This window comes from Pseudomonas sp. NPDC087612, from assembly GCF_044743505.1.
In the GTDB taxonomy this organism is placed as follows: Bacteria; Pseudomonadota; Gammaproteobacteria; order Pseudomonadales; family Pseudomonadaceae; genus Aquipseudomonas.
In genome coordinates, this window is the sequence record NZ_JBIUWO010000011.1 from 173,901 (window position 1) to 198,981 (window position 25,081).

Annotated in this window: 24 protein-coding genes and 2 tRNA genes; 21 read left to right on the forward strand and 5 right to left on the reverse strand. The window is 60.6% G+C overall.

Features of this window, described 5'->3' with window-relative positions; translation table 11 throughout:
* Positions 1-8 precede the first annotated feature (8 nt).
* Entirely contained in the window at positions 9-1,676 is a 1,668-nt protein-coding gene (locus tag ACIOVF_RS22590; protein WP_093379286.1) for a lactate permease LctP family transporter, read from the reverse strand.
* A gap of 254 nt (positions 1,677-1,930) precedes the next feature.
* Between ACIOVF_RS22590 and ACIOVF_RS22595 the strand changes: the two genes are divergently transcribed.
* Positions 1,931-2,698 (forward strand): GntR family transcriptional regulator, encoded by a 768-nt coding sequence (locus ACIOVF_RS22595; protein ID WP_045199761.1) that lies wholly within the window; start codon positions 1,931-1,933, stop codon positions 2,696-2,698.
* 68 nt (positions 2,699-2,766) lie between these two features.
* On the opposite strand, the gene smpB is transcribed toward ACIOVF_RS22595, so the two are convergent.
* Positions 2,767-3,249 carry an SsrA-binding protein SmpB gene (gene smpB / locus ACIOVF_RS22600; protein WP_028944546.1) on the reverse strand — a complete coding sequence of 161 codons (483 nt, stop codon included), beginning with the start codon at positions 3,247-3,249 and terminating at the stop codon, positions 2,767-2,769.
* 160 nt (positions 3,250-3,409) lie between these two features.
* On the opposite strand from smpB, the gene ACIOVF_RS22605 reads away from it, so the two are divergent.
* Positions 3,410-3,844: a type II toxin-antitoxin system RatA family toxin gene (locus ACIOVF_RS22605; RefSeq protein WP_045199756.1), complete on the forward strand. Its 435-nt coding sequence runs from the start codon at positions 3,410-3,412 to the stop codon at positions 3,842-3,844.
* Positions 3,837-4,154: an RnfH family protein gene (locus tag ACIOVF_RS22610; protein WP_045199754.1), complete on the forward strand. Its 318-nt coding sequence runs from the start codon at positions 3,837-3,839 to the stop codon at positions 4,152-4,154. Before ACIOVF_RS22605 ends, ACIOVF_RS22610 begins: the two co-directional genes overlap by 8 nt.
* A gap of 56 nt (positions 4,155-4,210) precedes the next feature.
* Here ACIOVF_RS22610 and ACIOVF_RS22615 read toward each other — a convergent pair whose 3' ends face one another.
* On the reverse strand, positions 4,211-4,735 hold the full coding sequence (locus tag ACIOVF_RS22615) for an outer membrane protein assembly factor BamE (protein WP_045199752.1): 525 nt from the start codon (positions 4,733-4,735) through the stop codon (positions 4,211-4,213).
* Between the two features lie 97 nt (positions 4,736-4,832).
* Between ACIOVF_RS22615 and fur the strand changes: the two genes are divergently transcribed.
* On the forward strand, positions 4,833-5,237 hold the full coding sequence (gene fur / locus ACIOVF_RS22620) for a ferric iron uptake transcriptional regulator (protein WP_045199750.1): 405 nt from the start codon (positions 4,833-4,835) through the stop codon (positions 5,235-5,237).
* Between the two features lie 89 nt (positions 5,238-5,326).
* Here the strand turns inward: fur and recN are convergent, their stop codons facing one another.
* Positions 5,327-7,000 (reverse strand): DNA repair protein RecN, encoded by a 1,674-nt coding sequence (gene recN, locus ACIOVF_RS22625; RefSeq protein ID WP_195885067.1) that lies wholly within the window; start codon positions 6,998-7,000, stop codon positions 5,327-5,329.
* Between the two features lie 231 nt (positions 7,001-7,231).
* Here recN and grpE point away from each other — a divergent pair, with 231 nt between their 5' ends.
* From grpE to ACIOVF_RS22665, 8 genes are all read left to right on the forward strand, one after another.
* A complete protein-coding gene (grpE, locus tag ACIOVF_RS22630) occupies positions 7,232-7,783 on the forward strand; it encodes a nucleotide exchange factor GrpE (protein ID WP_401292603.1) in 552 nt (183 codons plus the stop codon).
* A 101-nt stretch (positions 7,784-7,884) separates the two neighbouring features.
* A complete protein-coding gene (gene dnaK / locus ACIOVF_RS22635) occupies positions 7,885-9,804 on the forward strand; it encodes a molecular chaperone DnaK (RefSeq protein ID WP_038998651.1) in 1,920 nt (639 codons plus the stop codon).
* A 210-nt stretch (positions 9,805-10,014) separates the two neighbouring features.
* A complete protein-coding gene (gene dnaJ / locus ACIOVF_RS22640; protein ID WP_045199742.1) occupies positions 10,015-11,139 on the forward strand; it encodes a molecular chaperone DnaJ in 1,125 nt (374 codons plus the stop codon).
* A 13-nt stretch (positions 11,140-11,152) separates the two neighbouring features.
* Positions 11,153-11,956, forward strand: coding sequence for a 4-hydroxy-tetrahydrodipicolinate reductase (gene dapB / locus ACIOVF_RS22645; RefSeq protein WP_038998653.1), 804 nt, complete (start codon positions 11,153-11,155; stop codon positions 11,954-11,956).
* A gap of 302 nt (positions 11,957-12,258) precedes the next feature.
* Entirely contained in the window at positions 12,259-13,395 is a 1,137-nt protein-coding gene (carA, locus tag ACIOVF_RS22650; protein ID WP_045199740.1) for a glutamine-hydrolyzing carbamoyl-phosphate synthase small subunit, read from the forward strand.
* Positions 13,396-13,501: 106 nt separating this feature from the next.
* Entirely contained in the window at positions 13,502-16,723 is a 3,222-nt protein-coding gene (carB, locus tag ACIOVF_RS22655; protein WP_045199739.1) for a carbamoyl-phosphate synthase large subunit, read from the forward strand.
* Positions 16,720-17,202 (forward strand): transcription elongation factor GreA, encoded by a 483-nt coding sequence (gene greA / locus ACIOVF_RS22660; RefSeq protein WP_176794211.1) that lies wholly within the window; start codon positions 16,720-16,722, stop codon positions 17,200-17,202. Before carB ends, greA begins: the two co-directional genes overlap by 4 nt.
* A 28-nt stretch (positions 17,203-17,230) precedes the next feature.
* Positions 17,231-17,626, forward strand: a complete 396-nt coding sequence (locus tag ACIOVF_RS22665; protein ID WP_045199737.1) for a hypothetical protein — start codon at positions 17,231-17,233, stop codon at positions 17,624-17,626.
* 12 nt (positions 17,627-17,638) lie between these two features.
* On the opposite strand, the gene yhbY is transcribed toward ACIOVF_RS22665, so the two are convergent.
* On the reverse strand, positions 17,639-17,947 hold the full coding sequence (yhbY, locus tag ACIOVF_RS22670; protein ID WP_038606752.1) for a ribosome assembly RNA-binding protein YhbY: 309 nt from the start codon (positions 17,945-17,947) through the stop codon (positions 17,639-17,641).
* Positions 17,948-18,047: 100 nt separating this feature from the next.
* Here yhbY and rlmE point away from each other — a divergent pair, with 100 nt between their 5' ends.
* The 9 genes from rlmE to rimP all read left to right on the forward strand — a co-directional run bounded on the left by rlmE (position 18,048) and on the right by rimP (position 25,079).
* On the forward strand, positions 18,048-18,671 hold the full coding sequence (gene rlmE, locus ACIOVF_RS22675; RefSeq protein WP_010222974.1) for a 23S rRNA (uridine(2552)-2'-O)-methyltransferase RlmE: 624 nt from the start codon (positions 18,048-18,050) through the stop codon (positions 18,669-18,671).
* 213 nt (positions 18,672-18,884) lie between these two features.
* On the forward strand, positions 18,885-20,783 hold the full coding sequence (gene ftsH / locus ACIOVF_RS22680) for an ATP-dependent zinc metalloprotease FtsH (protein ID WP_038998658.1): 1,899 nt from the start codon (positions 18,885-18,887) through the stop codon (positions 20,781-20,783).
* An 8-nt stretch (positions 20,784-20,791) separates the two neighbouring features.
* Positions 20,792-21,643 (forward strand): dihydropteroate synthase, encoded by an 852-nt coding sequence (folP, locus tag ACIOVF_RS22685; protein ID WP_045199728.1) that lies wholly within the window; start codon positions 20,792-20,794, stop codon positions 21,641-21,643.
* 16 nt (positions 21,644-21,659) lie between these two features.
* Positions 21,660-23,000: a phosphoglucosamine mutase gene (gene glmM, locus ACIOVF_RS22690; protein ID WP_045199725.1), complete on the forward strand. Its 1,341-nt coding sequence runs from the start codon at positions 21,660-21,662 to the stop codon at positions 22,998-23,000.
* A gap of 66 nt (positions 23,001-23,066) precedes the next feature.
* A complete protein-coding gene (gene tpiA, locus ACIOVF_RS22695; protein ID WP_045199723.1) occupies positions 23,067-23,822 on the forward strand; it encodes a triose-phosphate isomerase in 756 nt (251 codons plus the stop codon).
* A gap of 3 nt (positions 23,823-23,825) precedes the next feature.
* The gene (gene secG / locus ACIOVF_RS22700) at positions 23,826-24,212 is read left to right on the forward strand and encodes a preprotein translocase subunit SecG (protein ID WP_258594966.1); all 387 of its coding nucleotides are present in this window, start codon (positions 23,826-23,828) and stop codon (positions 24,210-24,212) included.
* 19 nt (positions 24,213-24,231) lie between these two features.
* A tRNA-Leu gene (locus ACIOVF_RS22705) sits at positions 24,232-24,317 on the forward strand.
* A gap of 97 nt (positions 24,318-24,414) precedes the next feature.
* Positions 24,415-24,491, forward strand: a tRNA-Met gene (locus ACIOVF_RS22710).
* A gap of 129 nt (positions 24,492-24,620) precedes the next feature.
* Positions 24,621-25,079: a ribosome maturation factor RimP gene (rimP, locus tag ACIOVF_RS22715; protein WP_045200046.1), complete on the forward strand. Its 459-nt coding sequence runs from the start codon at positions 24,621-24,623 to the stop codon at positions 25,077-25,079.
* Positions 25,080-25,081 lie beyond the last annotated feature (2 nt).

A 25,081-nucleotide genomic window follows, 5' to 3' on the forward strand; every position in this document is an offset into this window, starting at 1 on the left:
CTGACACTTTAGTGAACCAGCATGCCGGTCAGCCAATAAGCCTGGATCAAGGTGATCAGGCCAACGATAGTGGCGAAGAACAAGCTGTGCTTGAGGGTGAAGCGGAACAGGTCCGACTCTTTGCCGACCAGGCCGGTAGCGGCGCAGGCCACGGCGATCGACTGCGGCGAAATCATTTTGCCGGTCACGCCGCCGCTGGTGTTGGCGGCCACCAGCAGGGTGTCGTTGACCCCGATCTGGTGCGCGGTGGTGGCCTGCAGCGAGCTGAACAGGGCGTTCGACGAAGTATCGGAACCGGTCAGGAACACGCCCAGCCAGCCGAGGAACGGCGAGAAGAACGGGAACGCCGCGCCAGTGCCGGCCAGTACCAGGGCCATGGTCGACGACATGCCCGAGTAGTTGGTGACGAAGGCAAAGGCCAGGACCATGCCTATCGACAGGATCGGCCAGCGCAGTTCGAAGAAGGTCTCTTTCAAAGTGGTCAGACCAGTTTTGAAATTGATCTTCAGCACCAGCATCGAGATCAGCGCCGAGAAGAAAATCGCGGTACCGGTGGCAGAAATCGGGTCGAGCTTGAACACCGCCGGGATCGCCGTCGGGGTGGCGACGATCGGTGCGGTCTTGATCACCAGTTGGTCAAGGTGCGGGATGGCGAAGTTGAATACCCAGCTGTACATCGAGCCACCGGCGGCGAAAGCGGCCTTGAACGGCTTGAGGGTCCAGATGGTGACCAGCACGGTGAGGATCAGGAACGGCGACCAGGCTTTGAAGATCTCGCCGAAGCTGTACGGCGAAGGCTGGCTGCCACCGCTCTGTACCACAGCGGCGCCAACACTACCGGGGGCGGCGGCGAACGAACGCTTGGGCTGCCAGACCTTGAGGAACAGGGTCAGGGAAATCAGGCTGGCCAGGGCCGAGGTGATGTCCGGCAGTTCCGGGCCAATGAAGTTCGAGGTGAAGTACTGGGTTACGGCAAAGCTCAGGCCGGCCACCAGGGCGGCTGGCCAGGTCTCTTTGACGCCGCGCAGGCCGTCCATCATGAACACCAGCCAGAACGGTACGAACAGCGACAGCAAGGGCAACTGGCGGCCGGTCATGGCGCCGATCTTGAACGCATCGATACCGGTCACCTGGCCGGCCACGATGATCGGGATGCCCAGGGCGCCAAAGGCCACAGGCGCGGTGTTGGCGATCAGGCACAGGCCGGCGGCGTATAGCGGGTTGAAGCCCAGGCCCACGAGCAGGGCGGCGGTGATCGCCACCGGGGCGCCGAAACCTGCCGCACCTTCAAGGAAGGCGCCGAAGCAGAAACCGATCAACAGCACCTGCAGGCGCTGGTCGTCGGTAATCGACAGCACCGAGCTGCGGATCACTTCGAACTGGCCGCTCTTGACCGTCAGCTTGTACAGGAACACTGCGGCGACAATGATCCAGGCAATCGGCCACAGGCCATAGGCAAAGCCGTATCCGGCGGCGGCAAGGGCCATGTCGGCAGGCATCTGGAAAGCAAAGATCGCCACCAGGATCGACAGGCCCAGCGTGATGCTGCCAGCCACATGACCCTTGAGGCGGAACACCGCCAGCGCGAGGAAGAAGAACACGATCGGGATGACTGCCGCGAGCGCGGACAGGCCAAGACTACCAAGCGGACTGTAAAGCTGTTGCCAGGTTTGCATATGGGGTGGCCCCTAATTGTTGTTGGTCAGGCACTGGCATTGGATAATTGGTAAGACCAATTTACAATGTCGAGGCGCTAGGTTAAAAGCCTCGAAGTGGCTGTGTCAATTTGTCCCAGGAAACTTTTCTTGGGATGGTTGAAGGGGAGCGGGCCTGAACGGCAGGGAAATTTGCCAACTGATTAGTGTCGGCGGGTCGCGGATGCGCCAGAATAGACAGCCCCGAACGCACTCGGGATTGTGGAGAGCATGTGATGGTTTTTGATCAGGTCCGCCAACGCCGTTTGTCCGACGATATCGTCGAACGGCTGGAAGGGATGATTCTCGAAGGCACCTTGACGGCCGGTCAGCGCCTGCCTGCCGAGCGGGCGCTGGCCGAGCAGTTCGGCGTGTCACGACCGTCGTTGCGCGAAGCGATCCAGAAGCTGGTGGCCAAGGGCTTGTTGGTCAGCCGCCAGGGCGGTGGTAACTATGTGGCCGAATCGCTCGGCTCGACCTTCAGTGACCCGCTGCTGCAGTTGCTCGAAAGCAACCCTGAAGCGCAGCGCGACTTGCTGGAATTTCGGCATACTCTGGAGGCATCCTGTGCCTATTATGCGGCGATCCGTGCCACCGAGCCGGATCGCCTGCGGCTCAAGGCGGCGTTCGATACCCTGCAGGACTGCTACGCCCGCGCTGATGAAGTCGACCGGGCCGAGGAGGGCGCGGCCGATGCGCGTTTTCATCTGGCAATCGCCGAAGCCAGTCATAACGCGGTGTTGTTGCACACCATTCGCGGCCTGTTCGACCTGCTCAAGCGCAACGTGGTGACCAACATCGGCGGCATGTACAAACAGCGCAGCGAAACCCGCGACATGCTCATCAGCCAGCACCGCGAGCTGTACCTGGCGATTGTCGAAGGGCGTGCCGAAGATGCACGCGAAGTCTCCAGCCGGCACATTACCTATGTGCAGGAAGTGCTCGATGAAGTGCGCCAGGAGGTTCAGCGGGTGGCGCGGGCGGAGCGGCGCAGCGGGCGCTAGCAATCGTGGGGCAAACTCGCCCCTGTAGGAGCGGGCTTGCCCCGCGATGAGGGCGCTTCAGGCTGGAATCAGTCTTCCTTGCCCTTGTTGCGTACCGCGCGCTGCAACTCGCGGTCGGAATCGCGCTCGCGCTGGGTATCGCGCTTGTCGTATTCCTTCTTGCCCTTGCCCAGTGCGATTTCGCACTTGATCAAGTGCTTGCTCCAATAGATCGACAAGGCCACGCAGGTGTAGCCCTTCTGCTGGACAGCCGCATGCAGGCGTTCCAGCTCTCGACGGTTGAGCAGCAGTTTGCGGGTACGTGTCGGGTCGGCGATGACGTGAGTACTGGCGGCTGTCAGCGGCGTGATGTGGCTGCCCATCAGCCAGGCCTCGCCATCCTTGAGCACCACGTAACTGTCGGTCAGGTGCGCCTTGCCGGCACGCAGACTTTTTACTTCCCAACCGGACAGGACCAATCCGGCCTCGAACTTGTGCTCGATGAAGTAATCGTGACGCGCCTTTTTATTCTGCGCGATAGTCCCTGTCGGATGTTTCTTTTGTTTAGCCATAGGGGCGGCATTATAGGCAGTCGCCGCGCTGTCGGCTATGGGTAGCGGTGCGCTTGAGCCATTGCCGTGAATCCCGGACAATGCGCGCACTTGATGCGCTCAATGGCGCCCATCGGCATTCGGGTTGCGTTTGCCGCTCAGCTTTGGAATCGACCCCTGGATGACTACCCATATTCAACGTTCGGCCCTGCTGCCATATCCCGCCCAGGCCCTGTACGACCTGGTCAATGATGTCGCGCGCTACCCGGAGTTCCTGCCCTGGTGTTCGTCCAGCACCGTGATCGAAGAAAGCGACACGCACATGCGCGCACGCCTTGAGGTAGCCAAGGGCGGGATGAGCCAGCAGTTTGTAACCAGCAATGTGCTGGTGCCGGGCCAGTCCATCGAAATGAACCTTGAAGAAGGGCCATTTTCCCAGCTGCATGGTGTCTGGGTGTTCAAGCCGTTGGGCGAGAAAGCCTGCAAGATCAGCCTCGACCTGTCGTTCGATTACGCCGGGCCATTGGTGCGTGCCACCTTGGGGCCGTTGTTCAACCAGGCCGCCAACACTCTTGTCGATGCTTTCTGCCAGCGTGCCAAGCAGCTCCATGTCTGAAGCCTTGCTGACCGTCGAGGTGGTGTATGCCGTGGCTGAGCGGCAGGTGCTGCTCAGTGTTGAGGTGCCGGCGGGTGCGACTATCAATGAAGCAGTAAAACTGTCGGGGATCGCCGCGCATTTTCCCGAGGCCGATATTCAGGCCTGCCCGGTCGGGGTCTTTGGCCGGGTGATCGCCAATCCTGAAGCGCACAAGGTTGAGGCGGGTGATCGCATCGAGCTTTATCGGCCCTTGCTGGCAGACCCGAAAGAGGTGCGCAAGCAGCGCGCGGCCAAGGTCGCTCGGGTATTCAAGAAAGCCAAACGCTGAATTTCAGGCAATAAAAAGCCCGGACGGGTCCGGGCTTTTTTGTACGCGCTGCAGGCTTACTGCGGCGAGGTATCCAGTGGCTCGGGCACCGGCACCGGGATAACCTCAATGGTATCGACGTCTTTCTGGATGGTGTCTTCCAGCGAGCCTGGCTTGGCAGGTTTTTCCTGCGCAGCGGGTTCGGTGCTGCCAGTCGGGCTGACAGTCGTATCGCCGCTGCCACCGAGGATTTCCTGGTCGCGGCTGACACCTGGCATGAAGTCGCCGGACAGGCTGCTGAGCTGATCGTTCTCGTTGAAGAAGATGCTCATGCGCTCCTGTTGGCGCTCACCGCCGCCAGGCTGCAGGCTGTACAGGTAATCCCAGCGATTGGTATGGAACGTATCCTGGATCAGCGGGTTGCCCATGATAAACCGTACTTGCCGACGGGTCATTCCGGGGCGCAATTGGTCTATCATGTCTTGCGTGACGACATTGCCCTGCTGGATGTCGATTTTGTAAACCCCGGGGAACGAGCAACCGGCGAGTGCGAGCAGTCCCACGAAGGTGAGGCTGGTTAGCAAGAGCTTGGTGTTTTGCATCGGTGGGCGACTTCCACTATCTTGGCTGGACAACGTAAACCCCGATCATACCCGTATTCAGAGAAGCTGCGAAGCAGCATCGGCGAGAAAGCTGACCATGGTTGAAAATAGCGAACTGCGCAAAGCCGGTCTCAAGGTGACACTGCCTCGAGTGAAAATTCTACAGATGCTCGACTCTACCGAGCAGCGTCACATGAGTGCTGAGGATGTCTACAAGGCGCTGATGGAGGCAGGCGAGGACGTCGGTCTGGCCACGGTTTACCGTGTTCTGACTCAGTTCGAAGCCGCAGGCCTGGTCGTGCGCCACAACTTCGATGGCGGCCACGCCGTGTTCGAGCTGGCTGACGGTGGTCACCACGATCACATGGTCAACGTCGATTCCGGCGAAGTCATCGAGTTCTTCGACAGTGAAATCGAGAAGCGCCAGAAGCAAATCGTGGAAGAGCACGGTTTCGAGCTGGTGGACCACAATCTGGTCCTGTACGTACGCAAGAAAAAGTAAGCAATTATTACATTGCTGCATATGTACTGAAGGCGACCCTGGGGTCGCCTTCGTGCTTTCTGGCTGGCAGCTTTTTATAGCCGCGCGTTTCAGGCCTTGCTGGTGACCACCATCTTGCGGGCGTGGGCCAGGGACTCTTTGGTGAGGTCGATGCCGCCGAGCATGCGTGCAACCTCTTCAACGCGCTCGCGCTTGCCCAGGTTGGCCACTGCGGTGTGGGTGGCATCGCTGTCGCGCACCTTGTGCACGAACAGGTGGTGATGGCCCTGGGCTGCTACTTGAGGCAAGTGAGTGACGGTCAGCACCTGGCCGCGTTCACCCAGGCGGCGCAGCAGTTGGCCGACGATCTCTGCCGTTGGCCCGCCGATGCCCACGTCGACTTCGTCGAACACCAGGGTCGGGATGCGCGAGGTCTGCGCAGTAATCACCTGGATTGCCAGGCTGATCCGCGACAGCTCGCCACCGGAAGCCACCTTGGCCAGGGCCTTGAGCGGCTGCCCGGGGTTGGCGCTGACCAGCAGCTCGACCTGCTCCAGGCCCTGGGGTTGCAGTTCGTCGCTGCTGTTGGGTCGCAGCTCGATGCTGAAACGCCCGCCTGGCATGCCCAGGCGCTGGATTTCCTGCTCCACTGCACTGGCCAGCTGGCTGGCGGCTTGCTGGCGCAGGGCGCTCAGTTCGCCGGCCTTGTCCTGGTAGTGGCGGGCATAGGCGGCCAGTTCTTCACCCAGGCGCTCGATCGATTCGTCGTTGGCGTTGAGGTTCTCCAGCTCCTCCATCAGGCGCTGCTGCAGGCCAGCCAGCTCGGTGGGGTGCACCCGGTGTTTGCGGGCGAGGGTATAGATGGTGTCGAGGCGCTCTTCGAGCTGCTGCAGGCGCGCCGGGTCGGCGTCGAAGTTGTCGAGGAAGCGGTTCAGCTCGCCAACCGCTTCTTCTACCTGGATCTGCGCACTGGCGATCATGCTGGCTGCCTCGCCCAGGGCCTTGGGCGCGTTGTGCACGGCGGTCAGGCGGTTGAGGCTGGCGGTCAGGGCATTGAGCACGTTGCCCGAGTCGTTCTCGCTGCAGTGGTCGATGACCTGGCGGCAGATGCCGAACAGTGCTTCGGCGTTGGTCAGGTTCTTGTGTTCCTGCTCCAGCAGTTCCAGCTCGTTCTCGCCCAGGCCAAGGTTGTCGAGTTCTTCGAGCTGATAGCTGAGCAGCTGGTGCTGCGCGCGCTGCTCATCGCCGGAATTGGACAGCCGCTCCAGCTCCTGGCGGGTCTGGCGCCAGCGCTGGGCGGCAAGCTGGACCTGGCGGGCGAGGTCGGTGGCGCCGGCGTATTCATCGAGCAGGCGCCGATGCGTGTCGGTTTTCAGCAGTGACTGGTGTTCGTGCTGGCTGTGGATGTCGATCAGCAGCTCGCCCAGGGCCTTGAGGTCGCCGAGCGGGCAGGGCGTGCCGTTGATATAGCCACGGCTACGGCCTTCGGCGGTGATCACCCGGCGCAGGATGCACGGGCCGTCGCTGTCGAGGTCGCGTTCGGCGAGCCAGCTGCGCGCCTCGGGGATGTCGACCAGGTCGAAGGTGGCAAGGATGTCGGCCTTGTCGGCCCCTGGGCGCACCACGCCACTGTCGGCGCGATCGCCCAGGGTCAGGCCCAGGGCGTCGAGCATGATCGATTTGCCGGCCCCGGTTTCACCGGTGATGACGCTCATCCCGCGAGCGAGCTCGAGGTCCAGGTGTTCGACGATGGCGTAGTTGTGTACGGACAGGTGCACCAGCATTGGGGCGGCTCCCAGGCGTTAGGTCTGGTTATTTATACAGTGTTTTTAAATCCACTGACAATGCTGATGTTTAGTTCAATTTGGTAATCGCGGCGCGGTTCTGATTGCGCTGGGTTATGAGCGAATGTGTACAAGCTGTGTTGCCGGCCCTTGAACCTGGGTTTTGCGACCCCATATAGCCGGCAGACGCGCGAGTAATGCTCGCAGACCTTATTCGAGAGGAGAGATTTTATGGCTGACGAACAGCTGGATGAACAGAATCTGAACGCCGAAGCGACTGGCGACCAAGAGCTGAGCGCCCGCGTGCAGGTGCTCGAAGAGCAGCTGGCGGCGGCCCAGGATCAATCCCTGCGCACCGCCGCCGACCTGCAGAACGTGCGCCGCCGCGCCGAGCAGGACGTAGAAAAGGCGCACAAGTTCGCCCTGGAAAAATTCGCCGGTGACCTGCTGCCGGTCATCGACAGCCTCGAGCGCGGCCTGGAACTGTCCAGCCCCGACGACGAGAGCATTCGCCCGATGCGCGAAGGTATCGAGCTGACCCTGAAGATGTTCCACGACACCCTCAAGCGCTACAACCTCGAGGCCATCGACCCGCACGGCGAACCGTTCAATGCCGAGCACCATCAGGCGATGGCCATGCAGGAAAGCGCCGAGGTCGAGCCCAACAGCGTGCTCAAGGTGTTCCAGAAGGGCTACCAGCTCAACGGTCGCCTGCTGCGCCCGGCCATGGTCGTGGTCAGCAAGGCCCCAGCGGTTTCGCCGTCGATTGACGAGCAGGCTTGAAATCGTTTTCGGCGCCCCCATCTAGGTGTCAAGCATTCAAGTATTACCGCAGTTAGCCACCACTGCTGCGGCAACCAAATTCAAGTTTCGGGAGAGTTAACATGGGTAAAATCATCGGTATCGACCTGGGGACCACCAACTCCTGTGTCTCCATTCTGGAAAACGGCAACGTCAAGGTCATCGAGAACGCCGAAGGCGCTCGTACCACGCCGTCGATCATCGCCTACGCCAACGACGGCGAAATCCTGGTTGGCCAGTCGGCCAAGCGCCAGGCGGTCACCAACCCGCACAACACCCTGTACGCGGTAAAACGTCTGATCGGTCGTCGCTTCGAAGAAGAAGTGGTGCAGAAAGACATCCAGATGGTTCCGTACAAAATTGTCAAAGCTGACAACAACGACGCCTGGGTTGAAGTGAACGGCCAGAAAATGGCGCCGCCACAAATCTCGGCTGAAATCCTGAAAAAGATGAAGAAGACCGCCGAAGACTACCTCGGCGAGCCAGTGACCGAAGCGGTGATCACCGTTCCGGCCTACTTCAACGACAGCCAGCGCCAGGCCACCAAAGACGCCGGTCGTATCGCCGGTCTGGACGTCAAGCGGATCATCAACGAGCCGACCGCGGCTGCGCTGGCCTATGGCATGGACAAGGCCAAGGGCGATCACACCGTGATCGTTTATGACCTGGGTGGCGGTACCTTCGACGTTTCGGTAATCGAAATCGCCGAAGTCGATGGCGAGCACCAGTTCGAAGTTCTGGCCACCAACGGTGACACTTTCCTCGGTGGTGAAGACTTCGACATCCGCCTGATCGACTACCTCGTCGACGAGTTCAAGAAAGAAAGCGGCATGAACCTCAAGGGTGACCCGCTGGCTATGCAGCGCCTGAAAGAAGCCGCTGAAAAGGCCAAGATCGAGCTGTCTTCGAGCCAGATGACCGACGTCAACCTGCCGTACATCACTGCAGACGCCACCGGTCCTAAGCACCTGAACGTGAAGATCTCCCGCGCCAAGCTGGAATCGCTGGTAGAAGACCTGGTTCAGCGCACCATCGAGCCATGCCGCATCGCCATGAAAGACGCCGGTATCGACGTCAGCAAGATCGACGACGTGATCCTGGTCGGCGGTCAGACCCGTATGCCGCTGGTGCAAAAAGCGGTTACCGACTTCTTCGGCAAAGAAGCGCGTAAAGACGTCAACCCGGACGAAGCGGTTGCCATGGGTGCTGCCATCCAGGGTGCGGTACTGGCCGGTGACGTCAAGGACGTATTGCTGCTGGACGTCAGCCCGCTGACCCTGGGTATCGAAACCATGGGCGGCGTGATGACCGCGCTGATCGAGAAGAACACCACTATTCCGACCAAGAAGTCGCAAGTGTTCTCGACTGCCGATGACAACCAGGGCGCCGTGACCATTCACGTGCTGCAAGGTGAGCGTAAGCAGGCTGCTCAGAACAAGTCCCTGGGCAAGTTCGACCTGGCCGACATTCCACCTGCTCCACGTGGTGTGCCACAAATCGAAGTGACCTTCGATATCGACGCCAACGGCATCCTGCACGTCGGCGCCAAAGACAAGGCCACTGGCAAGACCCAGTCGATCGTGATCAAGGCCAACTCCGGCCTGTCTGATGAAGAAATTCAGCAGATGATCCGCGACGCTGAAGCGAACTCGGAAGAAGACCGCAAGTTCGAAGAGCTGGCCGCTGCCCGTAACCAGGGTGATGCACTGGTTCACTCGACTCGCAAGATGGTCGTTGATGCTGGTGACAAGGTCACTGCTGACGAGAAAACCGCGATCGAAGCGGCCGTGGTTGCCCTGGAAGCCGCCATCAAGGGCGACGACAAGGCTGCCATCGACGCTAAAGTCGAAGAGCTGTCGAAGGTCTCGGCTCCGGTTGCCCAGAAGATGTACGCCGAGCAGTCGGCTGAACAGCCTCAGGGTGGCGCTCAGCAAGCTGAGCCGGAAGCCAAGCACGACGACGTCGTCGATGCCGAGTTTGAAGAAGTCAAAGACAACAAGTAATTGCTACAGGTTGTCGGCCAGTTGACTGTTTATTGATGGTTGGCTGGTAGGATGTCGCCGCGCGGGGGCTTGCTCCCGCGTTGGCGTGTCTGCAATACCCGAATTTTTACAGCATCTGTCAGCCGCCCGTGGGGCAGGTGAGGCGGGTGCTGGCGGCACAGCGCGGAATGCGCAGAGGTTTGCCGAACGTCCTCAAGAGTGCAAAGACTTATGGCAAAGCGTGACTATTACGAAGTTCTGGGAGTTGAGCGCGGCTCCAGTGAAGCGGACCTGAAGAAGGCCTATCGCCGCCTGGCGATGAAGCATCACCCGGACCGTAATCCTGATGACAAGGACTCGGAAGAGAAATTCAAGGAAGCCAACGAGGCTTACGAAGTGCTCTCCGATGCCAGCAAGCGTGCGGCCTATGACCAGTATGGTCATGCCGGCGTGGATCCGAGCATGGGTGGCGGCGGTGCCGGTTTCGGCGGCGCGAACTTCTCGGATATCTTCGGCGATGTGTTCAGCGATTTCTTCGGCGGTGGCCGTGGTGGTTCGCGCGGTGGCGCCCAGCGTGGCAGCGACCTGCGCTACACCCTGGAACTGAACCTGGAAGAAGCCGTGCGCGGCACCACGGTCAATATCCGTGTGCCGACGCTGGTCAACTGCAAGCCGTGCGACGGTTCCGGGGCCAAGAAAGGCTCGTCGCCGTCGACCTGCCCGACCTGCGGCGGTATCGGCCAGGTGCGCATGCAGCAGGGCTTCTTCTCGGTCCAGCAGACCTGCCCGCGCTGCCACGGCCAGGGCAAGATCATCACCGACCCGTGCGACTCGTGCCACGGCGAAGGGCGCATCGAAGAGTACAAGACACTGTCGGTCAAGGTCCCGGCTGGCGTTGATACCGGCGACCGTATTCGTCTGTCTGGTGAAGGTGAAGCCGGTTCGCACGGCGGCCCGACTGGCGACCTGTACGTTGTCATCAACGTGCGTGAGCACCCGATTTTCCAGCGCGACGGCAAGCACCTGTATTGTGAAGTGCCGATCAGCTACACCGACGCTGCCCTGGGTGGCGAGCTGGAAGTGCCGACCCTCGATGGCCGGGTCAAGCTGAAGATCCCGGAAGGCACCCAGACCGGCAAGCAGTTCCGTCTGCGCGGCAAAGGTGTGGCACCGGTTCGCGGTGGTGGTGCCGGTGACCTGATGTGCCGGGTCGCGGTGGAAACCCCGGTCAACCTCAGCCGTCGCCAGCGTGAGCTGCTCGAAGAGCTGCGTGATTCGCTGGAGGGCGACAGTTCCCACTCGCCGAAAGCCAATGGCTGGTTCGAAGGCGTGAAACGCTTCTTCGGCGATCTGTAAGAAGGAATAGGGCATGCGACGTATAGCGGTAATGGGCGCTGCAGGGCGCATGGGCAAGACCCTGATCGAAGCGGTGCAGCAAACCCCGGGTGCCGGGCTGACCGCAGCGATCGATCGCCCGGACAGTTCGCTGGTCGGCGCTGATGCCGGTGAACTGGCGGCTCTGGGCCGAATCGGTGTGTTGCTGTCGGACGACCTGGCCAAGGTTGCCGACGAGTTCGACGTGCTGATCGACTTCACTCACCCCTCGGTGACCCTGAAGAACCTGGCGTTCTGCCGCAAGGCAGGCAAGGCGATGATCATCGGCACCACCGGTTTCTCGGTCGAAGAAAAGCAACTGCTGGCCGAGGCGGGCAAGGACATTCCTATCGTCTTCGCCGCCAACTTCAGCGTTGGCGTCAACCTCAGCCTCAAGTTGCTGGACATGGCGGCGCGGGTGCTGGGCGATGATGTCGATATCGAGATCATCGAGGCGCACCACCGGCACAAGGTCGATGCGCCGTCGGGTACCGCGCTGCGCATGGGTGAAGTGGTTGCCAATGCCCTGGGCCGTGACCTGCAGGAAGTGGCGGTATATGGCCGTGAAGGCCAGACCGGCGCCCGTGATCGCAAGACCATCGGTTTTGCCACTGTGCGCGCTGGCGATGTGGTCGGTGATCACACCGTGCTGTTCGCTGCCGAAGGTGAGCGCCTGGAGATCACCCACAAGGCCTCCAGTCGCATGACCTTCGCCAAGGGTGCGGTACGTGCCGCGCTGTGGCTGGACGGGCGCGAGCCTGGCTTGTACGACATGCAGGACGTGCTCGACCTGCGTTGACCTGCGCTGTATCCCCTGTGGGAGCGGGCTTGACCCGCGATTGCGGTTTGTCTGTCACGCCGCAATCGCGGGTCAAGCCCGCTCCCACAAGACCCTCCCAGTGCGCCCTGTCGCATTCCTGCGCCTTTCAGGCACATCAGTGGTAGACCAAAAAAGCGTTTTTCTGTAAGCTACAGCTTTAGTGTGTCCACTAAAAGCGCGCAGATAATTCGACGAAGAAAGCGGGGTGACGTGTCTATACGTCATTCCGCTTTTTTGCAACCTGCGATCGCCCCTTCAGGCTTGATTTACGGGAGGTCTTCTTGACTAAGCCAGCCATACTCGCCCTTGCCGATGGCAGCATTTTTCGCGGTGAAGCCATTGGAGCCGACGGACAAACCGTTGGTGAGGTGGTGTTTAACACCGCAATGACCGGCTATCAGGAAATCCTGACTGACCCTTCCTATGCGCAGCAAATCGTTACCCTGACTTACCCGCACATCGGCAACACCGGCACCACGCCGGAAGACGCCGAGTCCGACCGCGTCTGGTCGGCGGGCCTGGTGATTCGCGACCTGCCTCTGATCGCGAGCAACTGGCGCAACAAGCAATCCCTGCCTGACTACCTCAAGGCCAACAACGTAGTGGCGATCGCAGGTATCGACACCCGTCGCCTGACCCGCATCCTGCGTGAGAAGGGCGCGCAGAACGGCTGCATCCTCGCCGGCGACAACATCAGCGAAGAGGCTGCAATCGCCGCCGCTCGCGGTTTTCCGGGCCTGAAGGGCATGGACCTGGCGAAAGTCGTCAGCACCAAGAGCAGCTACGAATGGCGCTCCAGCGTCTGGGAGCTGAAGACCGACAGCCACGCCACAATCGAGGCGTCCGAGCTGCCTTACCACGTGGTTGCCTACGACTTCGGCGTCAAGCTGAACATCCTGCGCATGCTGGTTGCCCGCGGTTGCCGCCTGACCGTAGTGCCGGCGCAAACCCCGGCCAGCGAAGTTCTGGCACTCAACCCTGATGGCGTGTTCCTGTCCAACGGCCCTGGCGATCCGGAGCCTTGCGACTACGCGATCCAGGCGATCAAGGACATCCTCGAAACCGAGATCCCGGTATTCGGCATCTGCCTGGGCCACCAGTTGCTGGCCCTGGCCTCCGGTGCCAAGACCGTGAAAATGGGTCATGGTCACCACGGCGCCAACCACCCGGTCCAGGACCTGGACACCGGCGTGGTCATGATCACCAGCCAGAACCACGGCTTTGCGGTTGACGAAGCGACCCTGCCGGGCAACGTGCGCGCCATCCACAAGTCGCTGTTCGACGGTACCCTGCAGGGTATCGAGCGCACCGACAAGAGCGCGTTCAGCTTCCAGGGCCACCCTGAAGCCAGCCCGGGCCCGACCGACGTCGCGCCACTGTTCGACCGTTTCATCGATGCCATGGCCAAGCGCCGCTGAGCATCTGGCGAGAAGGCCCTGGACCGGTGCAAGCCGCGTTCAGGTGCCGCCCCCAAGATTGTTCAATGCGGCTTGCCGACTGACCTGCGGAATTGAGTGACAACCCATGCCAAAACGTACAGACATCAAAAGCATCCTGATTCTCGGCGCTGGCCCGATCGTGATCGGCCAGGCCTGCGAATTCGACTACTCCGGCGCCCAGGCCTGTAAAGCCCTGCGCGAAGAGGGCTACCGCGTCATCCTGGTGAACTCCAACCCGGCCACCATCATGACCGACCCGGCCATGGCCGACGCCACCTACATCGAGCCGATCAAGTGGCAGACCGTTGCCAAGATCATCGAGAAGGAGCGTCCTGACGCGCTGCTGCCGACCATGGGTGGCCAGACTGCCCTGAACTGCGCCCTGGACCTGGAGCGCGAAGGCGTTCTGGAAAAGTTCGGCGTAGAGATGATCGGCGCCAACGCCGATACCATCGACAAGGCTGAAGACCGTTCGCGCTTCGACACCGCCATGAAGGCCATTGGCCTTGAGTGCCCGCGCTCCGGCATCGCCCACAGCATGGAAGAGGCCAACGCGGTGCTCGAGAAGCTCGGCTTCCCGTGCATCATCCGTCCGTCCTTCACCATGGGTGGCACCGGTGGCGGCATCGCCTACAACCGTGAAGAATTCGAAGAAATCTGCGCCCGTGGTCTGGACCTGTCGCCAACCAAAGAGCTGCTGATCGACGAATCGCTGATCGGCTGGAAAGAGTACGAGATGGAAGTGGTCCGCGACAAAAAGGACAACTGCATCATCGTCTGCTCGATCGAGAACTTCGACCCGATGGGCGTGCACACCGGTGACTCGATCACCGTGGCGCCAGCACAGACCCTGACCGACAAGGAATACCAGATCATGCGCAACGCCTCGCTGGCGGTGCTGCGTGAAATCGGTGTCGAGACCGGCGGTTCCAACGTGCAGTTCGGTATCTGCCCGGACACCGGCCGCATGGTCGTGATCGAGATGAACCCGCGGGTTTCCCGTTCCTCGGCGCTGGCCTCGAAAGCCACCGGCTTCCCGATCGCCAAGATCGCCGCCAAGCTGGCCGTCGGTTACACCCTCGACGAGCTGCAGAACGACATCACCGGCGGCCGTACCCCGGCGTCCTTCGAGCCGTCGATCGACTACGTCGTCACCAAGCTGCCGCGTTTCGCCTTCGAGAAATTCCCGAAAGCCGACGCCCGCCTGACCACCCAGATGAAATCCGTGGGTGAAGTCATGGCCATCGGCCGGACCTTCCAGGAATCGCTGCAGAAAGCCCTGCGCGGCCTGGAAGTTGGCGTTTGCGGCCTGGACCCGAAAGTCGACCTGGCCAGCCCTGACGCTGCCAGCATCCTCAAGCGCGAGCTGACCGTGCCGGGCGCCGAGCGCATCTGGTACGTCGCCGACGCCATGCGTTCGGGCATGACCTGCGACGAAATCTTCGCCCTGACCGGTATCGATCACTGGTTCCTGGTGCAGATGGAAGACCTGATCAAGGAAGAAGAGAAGGTCAAGACCCTGGCCCTGTCGGCGATCGACAAGGACCTGATGCTGCGTCTGAAGCGCAAGGGCTTCTCTGACCAGCGTCTGGCCAAGCTGCTGGGTATCACCGACAAGAACCTGCGTCGTCACCGCCACAAGCTGGAAGTGTTCCCGGTCTACAAGCGCGTCGACACCTGCGCCGCCGAGTTCGCCACCGACACCGCCTACCTGTACTCGACCTATGAGGAAGAGTGCGAGGCCAAGCCGTCGACCCGTGACAAGATCATGATCCTCGGTGGCGGTCCTAACCGTATCGGCCAGGGTATCGAGTTCGACTACTGCTGCGTGCACGCAGCACTGGCCCTGCGTGAAGACGGTTACGAGACCATCATGGTCAACTGCAACCCGGAAACCGTCTCCACCGACTACGACACTTCCGACCGCCTGTACTTCGAGCCGCTGACCCTGGAAGACGTGCTGGAAGTGGTTCGCGTCGAGAAGCCCAAAGGCGTGATCGTCCATTACGGCGGCCAGACCCCGCTGAAACTGGCCCGCGCCCTGGAAGAAGCCGGCGTACCGATCATCGGTACCAGCCCGGACGCCATCGACCGCGCCGAAGACCGCGAGCGTTTCCAGCAGATGGTTCAGCGCCTGAACCTGCTGCAGCCGCCAAACGCCACCGTGCGCAGCGAAGACGAAGCGATTCGTGCTGCCGGCGTGATCGGTTACCCGCTGGTGGTGCGCCCGTCCTACGTACTGGGCGGCCGCGCCATGGAGATCGTCTACGAGCTGGACGAGCTCAAGCGCTACCTGCGTGAAGCGGTGCAAGTGTCCAACGACAGCCCGGTGCTGCTCGACCACTTCCTCAACTGCGCGATCGAGATGGACGTGGATGCGGTCTGCGACGGCACCGATGTGGTGATCGGCGCGATCATGCAGCACATCGAACAAGCCGGCGTTCACTCCGGTGACTCGGCGTGCTCGCTGCCACCGTACTCGCTGCCGGCCCATGTGCAGGACGAAGTCCGCGAACAGGTCAAGAAAATGGCCCTGGAGCTGGGCGTTGTCGGCCTGATGAACGTGCAGCTGGCCCTGCAGGGCGACAAGATCTACGTGATCGAAGTCAACCCGCGCGCCTCGCGTACCGTACCGTTCGTCTCCAAGTGCATCGGCACCTCGCTGGCGATGATTGCCGCGCGCGTCATGGCTGGTAAATCGCTGAAGGAAATCGGCTTCACCAAGGAAATCATTCCTAACTTCTACAGCGTCAAGGAAGCGGTGTTCCCGTTCGCCAAGTTCCCGGGTGTTGACCCGATCCTCGGCCCTGAGATGAAATCCACCGGTGAAGTCATGGGTGTCGGCGACAGCTTCGGTGAAGCCTTCGCCAAGGCCCAGATGGGTGCCAGCGAAGTGCTGCCGACTGGCGGTACCGCGTTCATCAGCGTGCGTGACGACGACAAGCCACAAGTGGCCGGCGTTGCCCGCGACCTGATCGCCCTGGGCTTCGAAGTGGTTGCCACCGTCGGTACCGCCAAGGTCATCGAAGCGGCTGGCCTGAAAGTGCGTCGCGTGAACAAGGTGACCGAAGGTCGTCCGCACGTGGTCGACATGATCAAGAACGACGAAGTGTCGCTGATCATCAACACCACCGAAGGTCGTCAGTCGATCGCCGACTCCTACTCGATTCGTCGCAATGCGTTGCAGCACAAGATCTACTGCACCACCACCATTGCGGCCGGTGAAGCCATCTGCGAAGCGCTGAAGTTTGGTCCGGAAAAGACCGTTCGCCGCTTGCAGGATCTGCATGCAGGACTCAAAGCATGAGCATTACCAAGTACCCGATGACCGTCCAGGGCGCTCGCGCCCTGGAGGAAGAGCACCTGTTCCTGAGCAAGACCGAGCGTCCGCGCCTGAGCCAGGCCATCGGTGAGGCCCGTGAGCTGGGCGACCTCAAGGAAAACGCCGAGTACCACGCTGCCCGTGAAGAGCAGGGTATGGTCGAGGCGCGTATCCGCGATATCGAAGGCCGTCTGCAGAACTCGGTGGTGATCGACGTCACCACCATTGCCCATACCGGCAAAGTGATTTTCGGCACCACCGTAGTGTTGGCCAACACCGAAACCGACGAAGAGGTGACCTACCAGATCGTTGGTGAGGACGAGGCGGACGTCAAGAACGGCAAGCTCTCGGTCGGTGCGCCGATCGCTCGCGCCATCATCGGCAAGGAAGAGGGCGATACCGTGGTGATCAAGACGCCAAGCGGTACGGTCGAGTACGAGATTGTCGAAGTCAAACACATCTGACCGACGCCGCGGCTTTGCCGCGGCCGCGGTGATCTGGCAACTGACCCAGGTGTTCTGGGTTGGCGGCCTGTGGATGTTGCATTTCGGTTTGCTGCCGGCGTTGGGCAAGATTGGCCTGGCGCCGCTGCTGATCGAGGATATCGGCAGCCTGATGGCATCGTTGCTGGTCGCGTTTGCGGCGTTTTGCGCAGGCGTGCAGGCATTGGTGCTGATGCAGGCTCAGGGCCTGGCCAGTCTGTGGCGGGATATGCGGGGGCAATTGCTGTCGATGGCGATGCTGGCGTGCGTGGTGTATTTCGCCTTGCGCGTGGGCATGCCGGAGGAGTTGCGCTGGCAGCTGTTCTGCTACCTGGTGCTGGGCCTGACCGGCCTGCTGCTGGTCATGCAACCCGTGCCGGGCAGGGCGCGCAAGGCGCGCCACTGACCGCGGCGAACATCACTTGTAACGGTGGATGTTCGACAGCTGTTTGTTCGGCTGTGGATTGCGGCGATAGATCAGCGCCTTCTTGCCGATGGTCTGTACCAGTTCGGCGCGGCCGGCCTTGCACAGCGCGGCGATTGCGGCGGCACGTTCTTCGCGGTCTTCGGAGCGAATTTCGACCTTGATCAGCTCGTGATCGGCCAGGGCGCGTTCGAGTTCGGCGATAACCCCTTCAGTCAGCCCATTGCCTGCCACAATCAGAACTGGTTTCAGATCGTGGCCAATGGATTTGTACTGTTTCTTCTGCTCGTTATTGAGCGGCATAATCTGACCCTTTGTCTGATTCTGTAAAAATGGCGGCCATTTTACCCGAGGGCCCGTGGATCCGCCCAGTTAATCACGACCCTTATCATCGAGGTGCCCAATGGCGCGTTCCAAGACAAGCCTTGGCTGGCTGAAAGAACACTTCAACGATCCTTACGTTAAAAAAGCGCAAAAGGATGGTTATCGCTCGCGTGCGAGCTATAAATTGCTGGAAATCCAGGAAAAGTACCGGATTATCCGCCCCGGCATGAGTGTCGTCGACCTCGGCGCGGCGCCCGGTGGCTGGTCGCAGGTGACCAGTCGTCTGATCGGCGGTCAGGGCCGTTTGATCGCCTCCGATATCCTCGAAATGGACAGCATTCCCGACGTTACCTTCATCCAGGGCGACTTTACCCAGGACGAAGTGCTGGCGCAGATTCTCGAAGCAGTGGGTAATTCACACGTAGACCTTGTGATTTCCGATATGGCCCCCAATATGAGTGGTACGCCTGCCGTGGATATTCCCAAGGCCATGTTTCTCTGTGAGCTGGCCCTTGATCTGGCGACCCGGGTACTCAAGCCGGGTGGCGATTTTTTGATCAAGATTTTCCAGGGCGAAGGGTTTGACGTATACCTCAAGGACGCTCGTCAGAAATTCGACAAGGTCCAGATGCTCAAGCCTGATTCTTCGCGGGACCGCTCCCGCGAGCAGTACTTGCTGGCGCGGGGGTATCGCGGCGAGTAGGGGCGTCAGGCCGGCGGCTTCCAGGGTATCCGATAGTTTTTTCCAATCGGCTCTCCTGCCTGACCTGGATGTACTTCGTGTAGTCTAGGTTTCACAAAGGGTTACAGACGGCGCCTGCAGATGTGTAGGTTATGTAGTAAGTTAAGCCGGTGAATATCATGCGAGGCACGGCTGCGCCGTCAGCCGGCTTCAGAGGGTAGCTAATTGAACGATATGGCAAAGAACTTGATCCTGTGGTTGATCATCGCGGCTGTCCTGGTGACGGTGATGAACAACTTCTCCAGCCCGAATGAGCCGCAGACCCTCAACTATTCCGACTTCATTCAGCAGGTCAAGGATGGCAAGGTCGAGCGCGTTGCGGTCGACGGCTACGTCATTACCGGTAAACGCACCGATGGCGACAGCTTCAAGACTATCCGTCCGGCCATTCAGGACAACGGCCTGATCGGTGATCTGGTCGACAACCACGTCGTGGTTGAAGGCAAGCAGCCAGAGCAACAGAGCATCTGGACCCAACTGCTGGTCGCCAGCTTCCCGATCCTGGTCATCATTGCCGTATTCATGTTCTTCATGCGCCAGATGCAGGGCGGCGCCGGTGGCAAGGGCGGGCCGATGAGCTTCGGCAAGAGCAAGGCGCGCCTGCTCTCCGAAGACCAGGTAAAAACTACCCTGGCCGACGTTGCCGGTTGCGACGAAGCTAAAGAAGAAGTCGGCGAGCTGGTTGAGTTCCTGCGCGATCCGGGTAAATTCCAGCGCCTGGGCGGTCGTATTCCGCGCGGCGTGCTGATGGTCGGCCCGCCAGGTACCGGTAAAACCCTGCTGGCCAAGGCCATTGCCGGCGAAGCCAAGGTGCCGTTCTTCACCATTTCCGGTTCCGACTTCGTCGAGATGTTCGTCGGTGTCGGTGCCAGCCGTGTTCGCGACATGTTCGAGCAGGCCAAGAAGCACGCACCGTGCATCATCTTCATCGACGAAATCGACGCCGTCGGTCGCCATCGTGGCGCCGGCATGGGTGGCGGTCACGACGAGCGCGAGCAGACCCTCAACCAGTTGCTGGTAGAGATGGACGGCTTCGAAATGAACGACGGCATCATCGTCATCGCCGCGACCAACCGTCCGGACGTACTCGACCCGGCGCTGCTGCGTCCAGGCCGTTTCGACCGCCAGGTTGTCGTTGGCCTGCCGGATATCCGCGGTCGTGAGCAGATCCTCAAGGTGCACATGCGCAAGGTGCCGATTGGCGACAACGTCAATCCAGCCGTTATTGCCCGTGGTACCCCGGGCTTCTCCGGTGCCGACCTTGCCAACCTGGTCAACGAAGCCTCGTTGTTCGCTGCCCGTGGCGGCAAGCGCGTGGTCGAGATGAAAGAGTTCGAGCTGGCCAAAGACAAGATCATGATGGGCGCCGAGCGCAAGACCATGGTCATGTCCGAGAAAGAGAAGCAGAACACTGCTTATCACGAAGCTGGCCATGCCATTGTCGGTCGCGTCGTGCCCGAGCACGATCCGGTCTACAAAGTGTCGATCATCCCTCGCGGCCGGGCATTGGGTGTAACCATGTTCCTGCCTGAGGAAGACCGTTACAGCCTGTCCAAGCGCGCGCTGATCAGCCAGATCTGCTCGCTGTACGGCGGCCGCATCGCCGAAGAAATGACCCTGGGCTTCGATGGCGTCACCACCGGTGCCTCCAACGACATCATGCGGGCCAGCCAGATTGCCCGCAACATGGTCACCAAGTGGGGGCTGTCGGAAAAACTGGGTCCTTTGATGTATGCCGAAGAAGAGGGCGAGGTGTTCCTTGGTCGCAGCGCTGGTTCCCAGCACGCCAGCGTCTCCGGTGAAACCGCCAAGCTGATCGACTCCGAAGTGCGCAGCATCATTGACCAGTGCTATGCCACGGCCAAGCAGATCCTCACCGAGAACCGCGACAAGCTCGACGCCATGGCCGACGCGCTGATGAAGTACGAGACCATCGATGCCGATCAGATCGACGACATCATGGCCGGTCGCGAGCCACGCGAGCCGCGTGACTGGGAAGGTGGGTCAGGCACTCCGGACGCCTCGGCTCCACGCCCAGAGTCGCCGATCGGCGGTCCAGCGGCGCAAGTCTAAGGGCATATATGACCTCACAGCAGTACCCGACCCGGTTGCCTTGCGGCAACCGGGTTCTTGATTTGTCCCGTACCCATGTCATGGGTATCCTCAATATCACCCCCGATTCCTTCTCCGATGGCGGTCGCTTCACCCAGCGCGATGCGGCCTTGCGCCACGCCGAGGCGATGGTGGCTGCCGGCGCAACCCTGGTCGATGTCGGTGGCGAGTCCACTCGCCCAGGCGCTCGCGCGGTGTCGGCACTGGAAGAGCTGGAGCGTGTCGCGCCTATCGTCGAAGCGATCAATCGCGAACTCGATGTGATCATCTCGGTCGATACCTCGACGCCAGCCGTAATCCGCGAGTCGGCCAGGCTTGGTGCCGGGTTGATCAACGATGTGCGCTCGCTCAGTCGTGATGGCGCCCTGGATGCTGCGGCAGCCACTGGTTTGCCGGTGTGCCTGATGCACATGCGCGGTGAGCCCGGCGACATGCAGGACGATCCTCAATACCAGGATGTCACCGCCGAGGTGGCGAGCTATCTTGAAGAGCGAATGGCTGCGTGTGCGGCCGTGGGCATCGAGGCCGAACGGATCATCCTTGATCCGGGTTTCGGCTTTGCCAAGACCCTCGGGCACAACCTCAGCCTGTTCAAGCACATGGACGCGCTCTACCGCTTGGGGCGTCCGTTGCTGGTGGGCGTTTCACGCAAGAGCATGATCGGTCTGGCCCTGGGCCGTCCGGTCGGTGAGCGGCTCTATGGCAGCCTGGCCCTGGCTGCGCTGGCGATGACCAAGGGCGCGAGCATACTGCGCGTTCACGATGTCGCCGAAACCGCCGATGTAGTGCGGATGATTGCTGCGGTGCAAGCCGCCGAATAAGAGTGATGGAGCATCTATGAGCAGAAAATATTTTGGTACCGACGGTATTCGTGGCCGTGTCGGCGAATACCCCATCACCCCTGACTTCATGCTCAAGCTCGGCTGGGCGGCTGGCATGGCCTTTCGCAAGCAGGGTGCCTGCCGGGTGTTGGTGGGTAAAGACACGCGCATTTCCGGCTACATGTTCGAGTCGGCTCTGGAAGCAGGCCTTTCCGCCGCCGGCGCCGATGTGATGCTGCTGGGGCCGATGCCGACCCCGGCCATCGCCTACCTGACCCGTACCTTCCATGCCGAAGCGGGCATCGTCATCAGTGCCTCGCACAACCCCCATGACGACAACGGCATCAAGTTCTTCTCCGGCCAAGGCACCAAGCTGCCGGATGAAGTCGAGCTGATGATTGAAGAGTTGCTCGACCAGCCGATGACCGTGGTCGAATCGAGCAAGCTGGGCAAGGTCTCGCGCATCAACGATGCGGCCGGTCGCTACATCGAGTTCTGCAAGAGCAGCGTGCCGAGCAGCACCGATTTCGCCGGCCTCAAGCTGGTGGTCGACTGCGCCCACGGCGCTACCTACAAGGTTGCGCCCAGCGTGTTCCGCGAGCTGGGTGCTGATGTCACCGTGCTATCGGCGCAGCCTGACGGCCTGAACATCAACGAGAACTGCGGCTCGACCCATATCGAGTCGCTGCAGGCGGCGGTGCTGGTTGGTCATGCCGATCTGGGTATTGCCTTCGATGGCGACGGCGATCGGGTGCTGATGGTGGACCACACGGGCACCATCGTCGATGGTGACGAACTGCTGTTCATCATCGCCCGTGACCTGCACGAGCGCGGCAAGCTGCAGGGCGGGGTGGTGGGTACCCTGATGAGTAATCTGGGCCTGGAACTGGCCCTGAAGGACCTGGATATCCCGTTCGTGCGCGCCAAGGTCGGTGACCGCTACGTGATGGCTGAGCTGCTGGAGCGCGATTGGGTGATCGGTGGCGAGAACTCCGGGCACGTGGTGTGCTGCAACCACACCACCACCGGTGATGCGATCATCGCCGCGCTGCAGGTGCTGATGGCCCTCAAGCGCCGTGAGGAAACCCTCGCCCAGGCTCGCCAGGCCCTGCGCAAATGCCCGCAGGTACTGATCAATGTGCGCTTCGGCGCGAGCAAGGTCGACCCGCTTGAGCATCCGGCCGTTCAGGAAGCCAGTGCCAAGGTTACCGAGGCCCTGGCCGGTCGTGGCCGTGTGCTGCTGCGCAAGTCCGGGACAGAGCCTCTGGTGCGGGTAATGGTCGAAGGCGAGGACGAAAGTCAGGTGCGCGGCCACGCCGAAGCCCTGGCAAAACTGGTAAGTGAAGTTTGCGTTTGAAATAGGCTTGCCAGAGGTGATCGGGTTGGGTAACATCTGCGCCCTCTTTGACCGACGAGGTACAGCATGCGTCGCCCTATGGTAGCTGGTAACTGGAAGATGCACGGTACCCGCGCCAGCGTCGCTGAGCTGATCAAGGGCTTGAGTAATCTCGCCCTGCCGAGCGGTGTCGAGGTCGCGGTGTTTCCCCCCGCCCTGTACATCAATCAGGTAATTGATGGCGTACAAGGCAAGGCGATCGCCGTCGGCGCTCAGAATTCTGCGGTACAGCCTGAGCAAGGCGCACTGACCGGTGAGATTGCACCGAGTCAACTGGCCGAGGCAGGTTGCGAGCTGGTACTGATTGGGCACTCCGAACGCCGCCAGATCATTGGCGAGAACGACGAAGTCCTCAATCGCAAGTTCGCTGCGGCACAGGCTTGCGGTTTGAAGCCGGTGCTCTGTGTAGGGGAAACCCTCGAAGAGCGCGAAGCGGGTAAAACGCTTGAGATTGTCGGGCGTCAGCTGGACAGCGTCATCGAAGCGTTCGGTGTCGAAGTCTTCGCCAGTGCGGTGATTGCCTATGAGCCTGTATGGGCCATCGGTACAGGGCTGACGGCCTCGCCACAGCAGGCTCAGGATGTGCATAAAGCCATTCGCGAGCAGCTGGCGGCAAAGAACCCGGAAGTCGCGGCGAATGTGCGGCTTCTATACGGCGGCAGCGTGAAGGCGGCCAATGCGGCTGAACTGTTCGGCATGCCGGATATCGATGGGGGCCTGATTGGTGGGGCTTCCCTGAACGCAGACGAATTCGGTGCAATTTGTCGCGCCGCAGGAAACTGAAAAATGCTGGAAACAGTGATCGTTGTTTTGCATCTGTTGGGCGCGCTGGGTTTGGTAGTGCTGGTGTTGCTGCAACAGGGTAAAGGTGCGGAAGCGGGTGCATCTTTCGGCGCAGGTGCTTCAAATACTGTGTTCGGAAGCCAAGGTTCTGCTACCTTTCTGAGTAAGTTTACTGCTATACTAGCTGCCTCTTTCTTCTTAACTGCTCTTGGGTTAGGATACTTTGCTAAGGAGAAAGCTCACGAGCTGACTCAAGTAGGGTTGCCAGATCCAGCGGTCTTGGAAGTGAAGCAGCAAAAGCCGGCAACAGATGATGTACCGGTGCTCCAGGAGCAGAAGAACGAAGCCACTAACACTGGCGATGTTCCTCCCGCTCAAGAGCAGAAGTAACGGGTTTCAAAGTAGTATTGCCGAGGTGGTGGAATTGGTAGACACGCAACCTTGAGGTGGTTGTGCCCATAGGGTGTAGGGGTTCGAGTCCCCTTCTCGGTACCAATTGAAACAAGACAGCCCGCTACAGCGGGCTTTCTTGTAGGTGGAGGTTAGATTGACCCTGTCGGGGTTCGGTCGTATACTTTCGCCCCAGCTTTGTCGCGGGGTGGAGCAGTCTGGTAGCTCGTCGGGCTCATAACCCGAAGGTCGTTGGTTCAAATCCAGCCCCCGCAACCAGTTTCAGCGGAGCCCCTTTTGCAGGGGCTTTTTCTTGGCTGAACAGTCATAACGCCGGTATTCAACGGCGTATCAGGGATGGGCGCTTTGCCCATTTTTTATTTGCATAGCATGCACGAGGGGGTTCAGGTGTCGAGCAAGCTAGAACAGTTGCAGGCCTTGTTGGCCCCGGTGGTCGAGGCTCTTGGCTATCAATGCTGGGGGATCGAATTCATCTCTCAAGGCAAACATTCGGTACTGCGTATCTATATCGATAAAGAGGATGGAATCCTGGTTGATGACTGCGCGATTGTCAGTCGTCAAATCAGCGGTGTTCTCGATGTCGAAGATCCGATCAGTTCCGAGTACACCCTTGAAGTGTCCTCTCCTGGCATGGAACGCCCACTGTTCACCTTGGAACAGTTCGCTTCGCATGCCGGTGAACAAGTGAAGATCAAGCTGCGTACGCCCTTTGAAGGTCGTCGTAACTTTCAGGGCCTTCTCCGTGGCGTGGAGGAGCAGGATGTTGTGGTCCAGGTGGATAACAACGAATTCCTGTTGCCGATCGACTCGATCGACAAGGCCAACATTATTCCCAGTTTTGACTGAGA

Coding starts and splice junctions, on each gene's coding strand:
- rlmE (WP_010222974.1), top strand. CDS start 18,048: ATGGCGCGTTCCAAGACAAGCCTTGGCTGGCTGAAAGAACACTTCAAC.
- dnaJ (WP_045199742.1), top strand. CDS start 10,015: ATGGCAAAGCGTGACTATTACGAAGTTCTGGGAGTTGAGCGCGGCTCC.
- ACIOVF_RS22610 (WP_045199754.1), top strand. CDS start 3,837: ATGTCTGAAGCCTTGCTGACCGTCGAGGTGGTGTATGCCGTGGCTGAG.
- secG (WP_258594966.1), top strand. CDS start 23,826: ATGCTGGAAACAGTGATCGTTGTTTTGCATCTGTTGGGCGCGCTGGGT.
- glmM (WP_045199725.1), top strand. CDS start 21,660: ATGAGCAGAAAATATTTTGGTACCGACGGTATTCGTGGCCGTGTCGGC.
- ACIOVF_RS22605 (WP_045199756.1), top strand. CDS start 3,410: ATGACTACCCATATTCAACGTTCGGCCCTGCTGCCATATCCCGCCCAG.
- dnaK (WP_038998651.1), top strand. CDS start 7,885: ATGGGTAAAATCATCGGTATCGACCTGGGGACCACCAACTCCTGTGTC.
- tpiA (WP_045199723.1), top strand. CDS start 23,067: ATGCGTCGCCCTATGGTAGCTGGTAACTGGAAGATGCACGGTACCCGC.
- carB (WP_045199739.1), top strand. CDS start 13,502: ATGCCAAAACGTACAGACATCAAAAGCATCCTGATTCTCGGCGCTGGC.
- greA (WP_176794211.1), top strand. CDS start 16,720: ATGAGCATTACCAAGTACCCGATGACCGTCCAGGGCGCTCGCGCCCTG.
- ACIOVF_RS22595 (WP_045199761.1), top strand. CDS start 1,931: ATGGTTTTTGATCAGGTCCGCCAACGCCGTTTGTCCGACGATATCGTC.
- ftsH (WP_038998658.1), top strand. CDS start 18,885: ATGGCAAAGAACTTGATCCTGTGGTTGATCATCGCGGCTGTCCTGGTG.
- dapB (WP_038998653.1), top strand. CDS start 11,153: ATGCGACGTATAGCGGTAATGGGCGCTGCAGGGCGCATGGGCAAGACC.
- grpE (WP_401292603.1), top strand. CDS start 7,232: ATGGCTGACGAACAGCTGGATGAACAGAATCTGAACGCCGAAGCGACT.
- folP (WP_045199728.1), top strand. CDS start 20,792: ATGACCTCACAGCAGTACCCGACCCGGTTGCCTTGCGGCAACCGGGTT.
- ACIOVF_RS22590 (WP_093379286.1), bottom strand. CDS start 1,676: ATGCAAACCTGGCAACAGCTTTACAGTCCGCTTGGTAGTCTTGGCCTG.
- ACIOVF_RS22615 (WP_045199752.1), bottom strand. CDS start 4,735: ATGCAAAACACCAAGCTCTTGCTAACCAGCCTCACCTTCGTGGGACTG.
- fur (WP_045199750.1), top strand. CDS start 4,833: ATGGTTGAAAATAGCGAACTGCGCAAAGCCGGTCTCAAGGTGACACTG.
- recN (WP_195885067.1), bottom strand. CDS start 7,000: ATGCTGGTGCACCTGTCCGTACACAACTACGCCATCGTCGAACACCTG.
- smpB (WP_028944546.1), bottom strand. CDS start 3,249: ATGGCTAAACAAAAGAAACATCCGACAGGGACTATCGCGCAGAATAAA.
- yhbY (WP_038606752.1), bottom strand. CDS start 17,947: ATGCCGCTCAATAACGAGCAGAAGAAACAGTACAAATCCATTGGCCAC.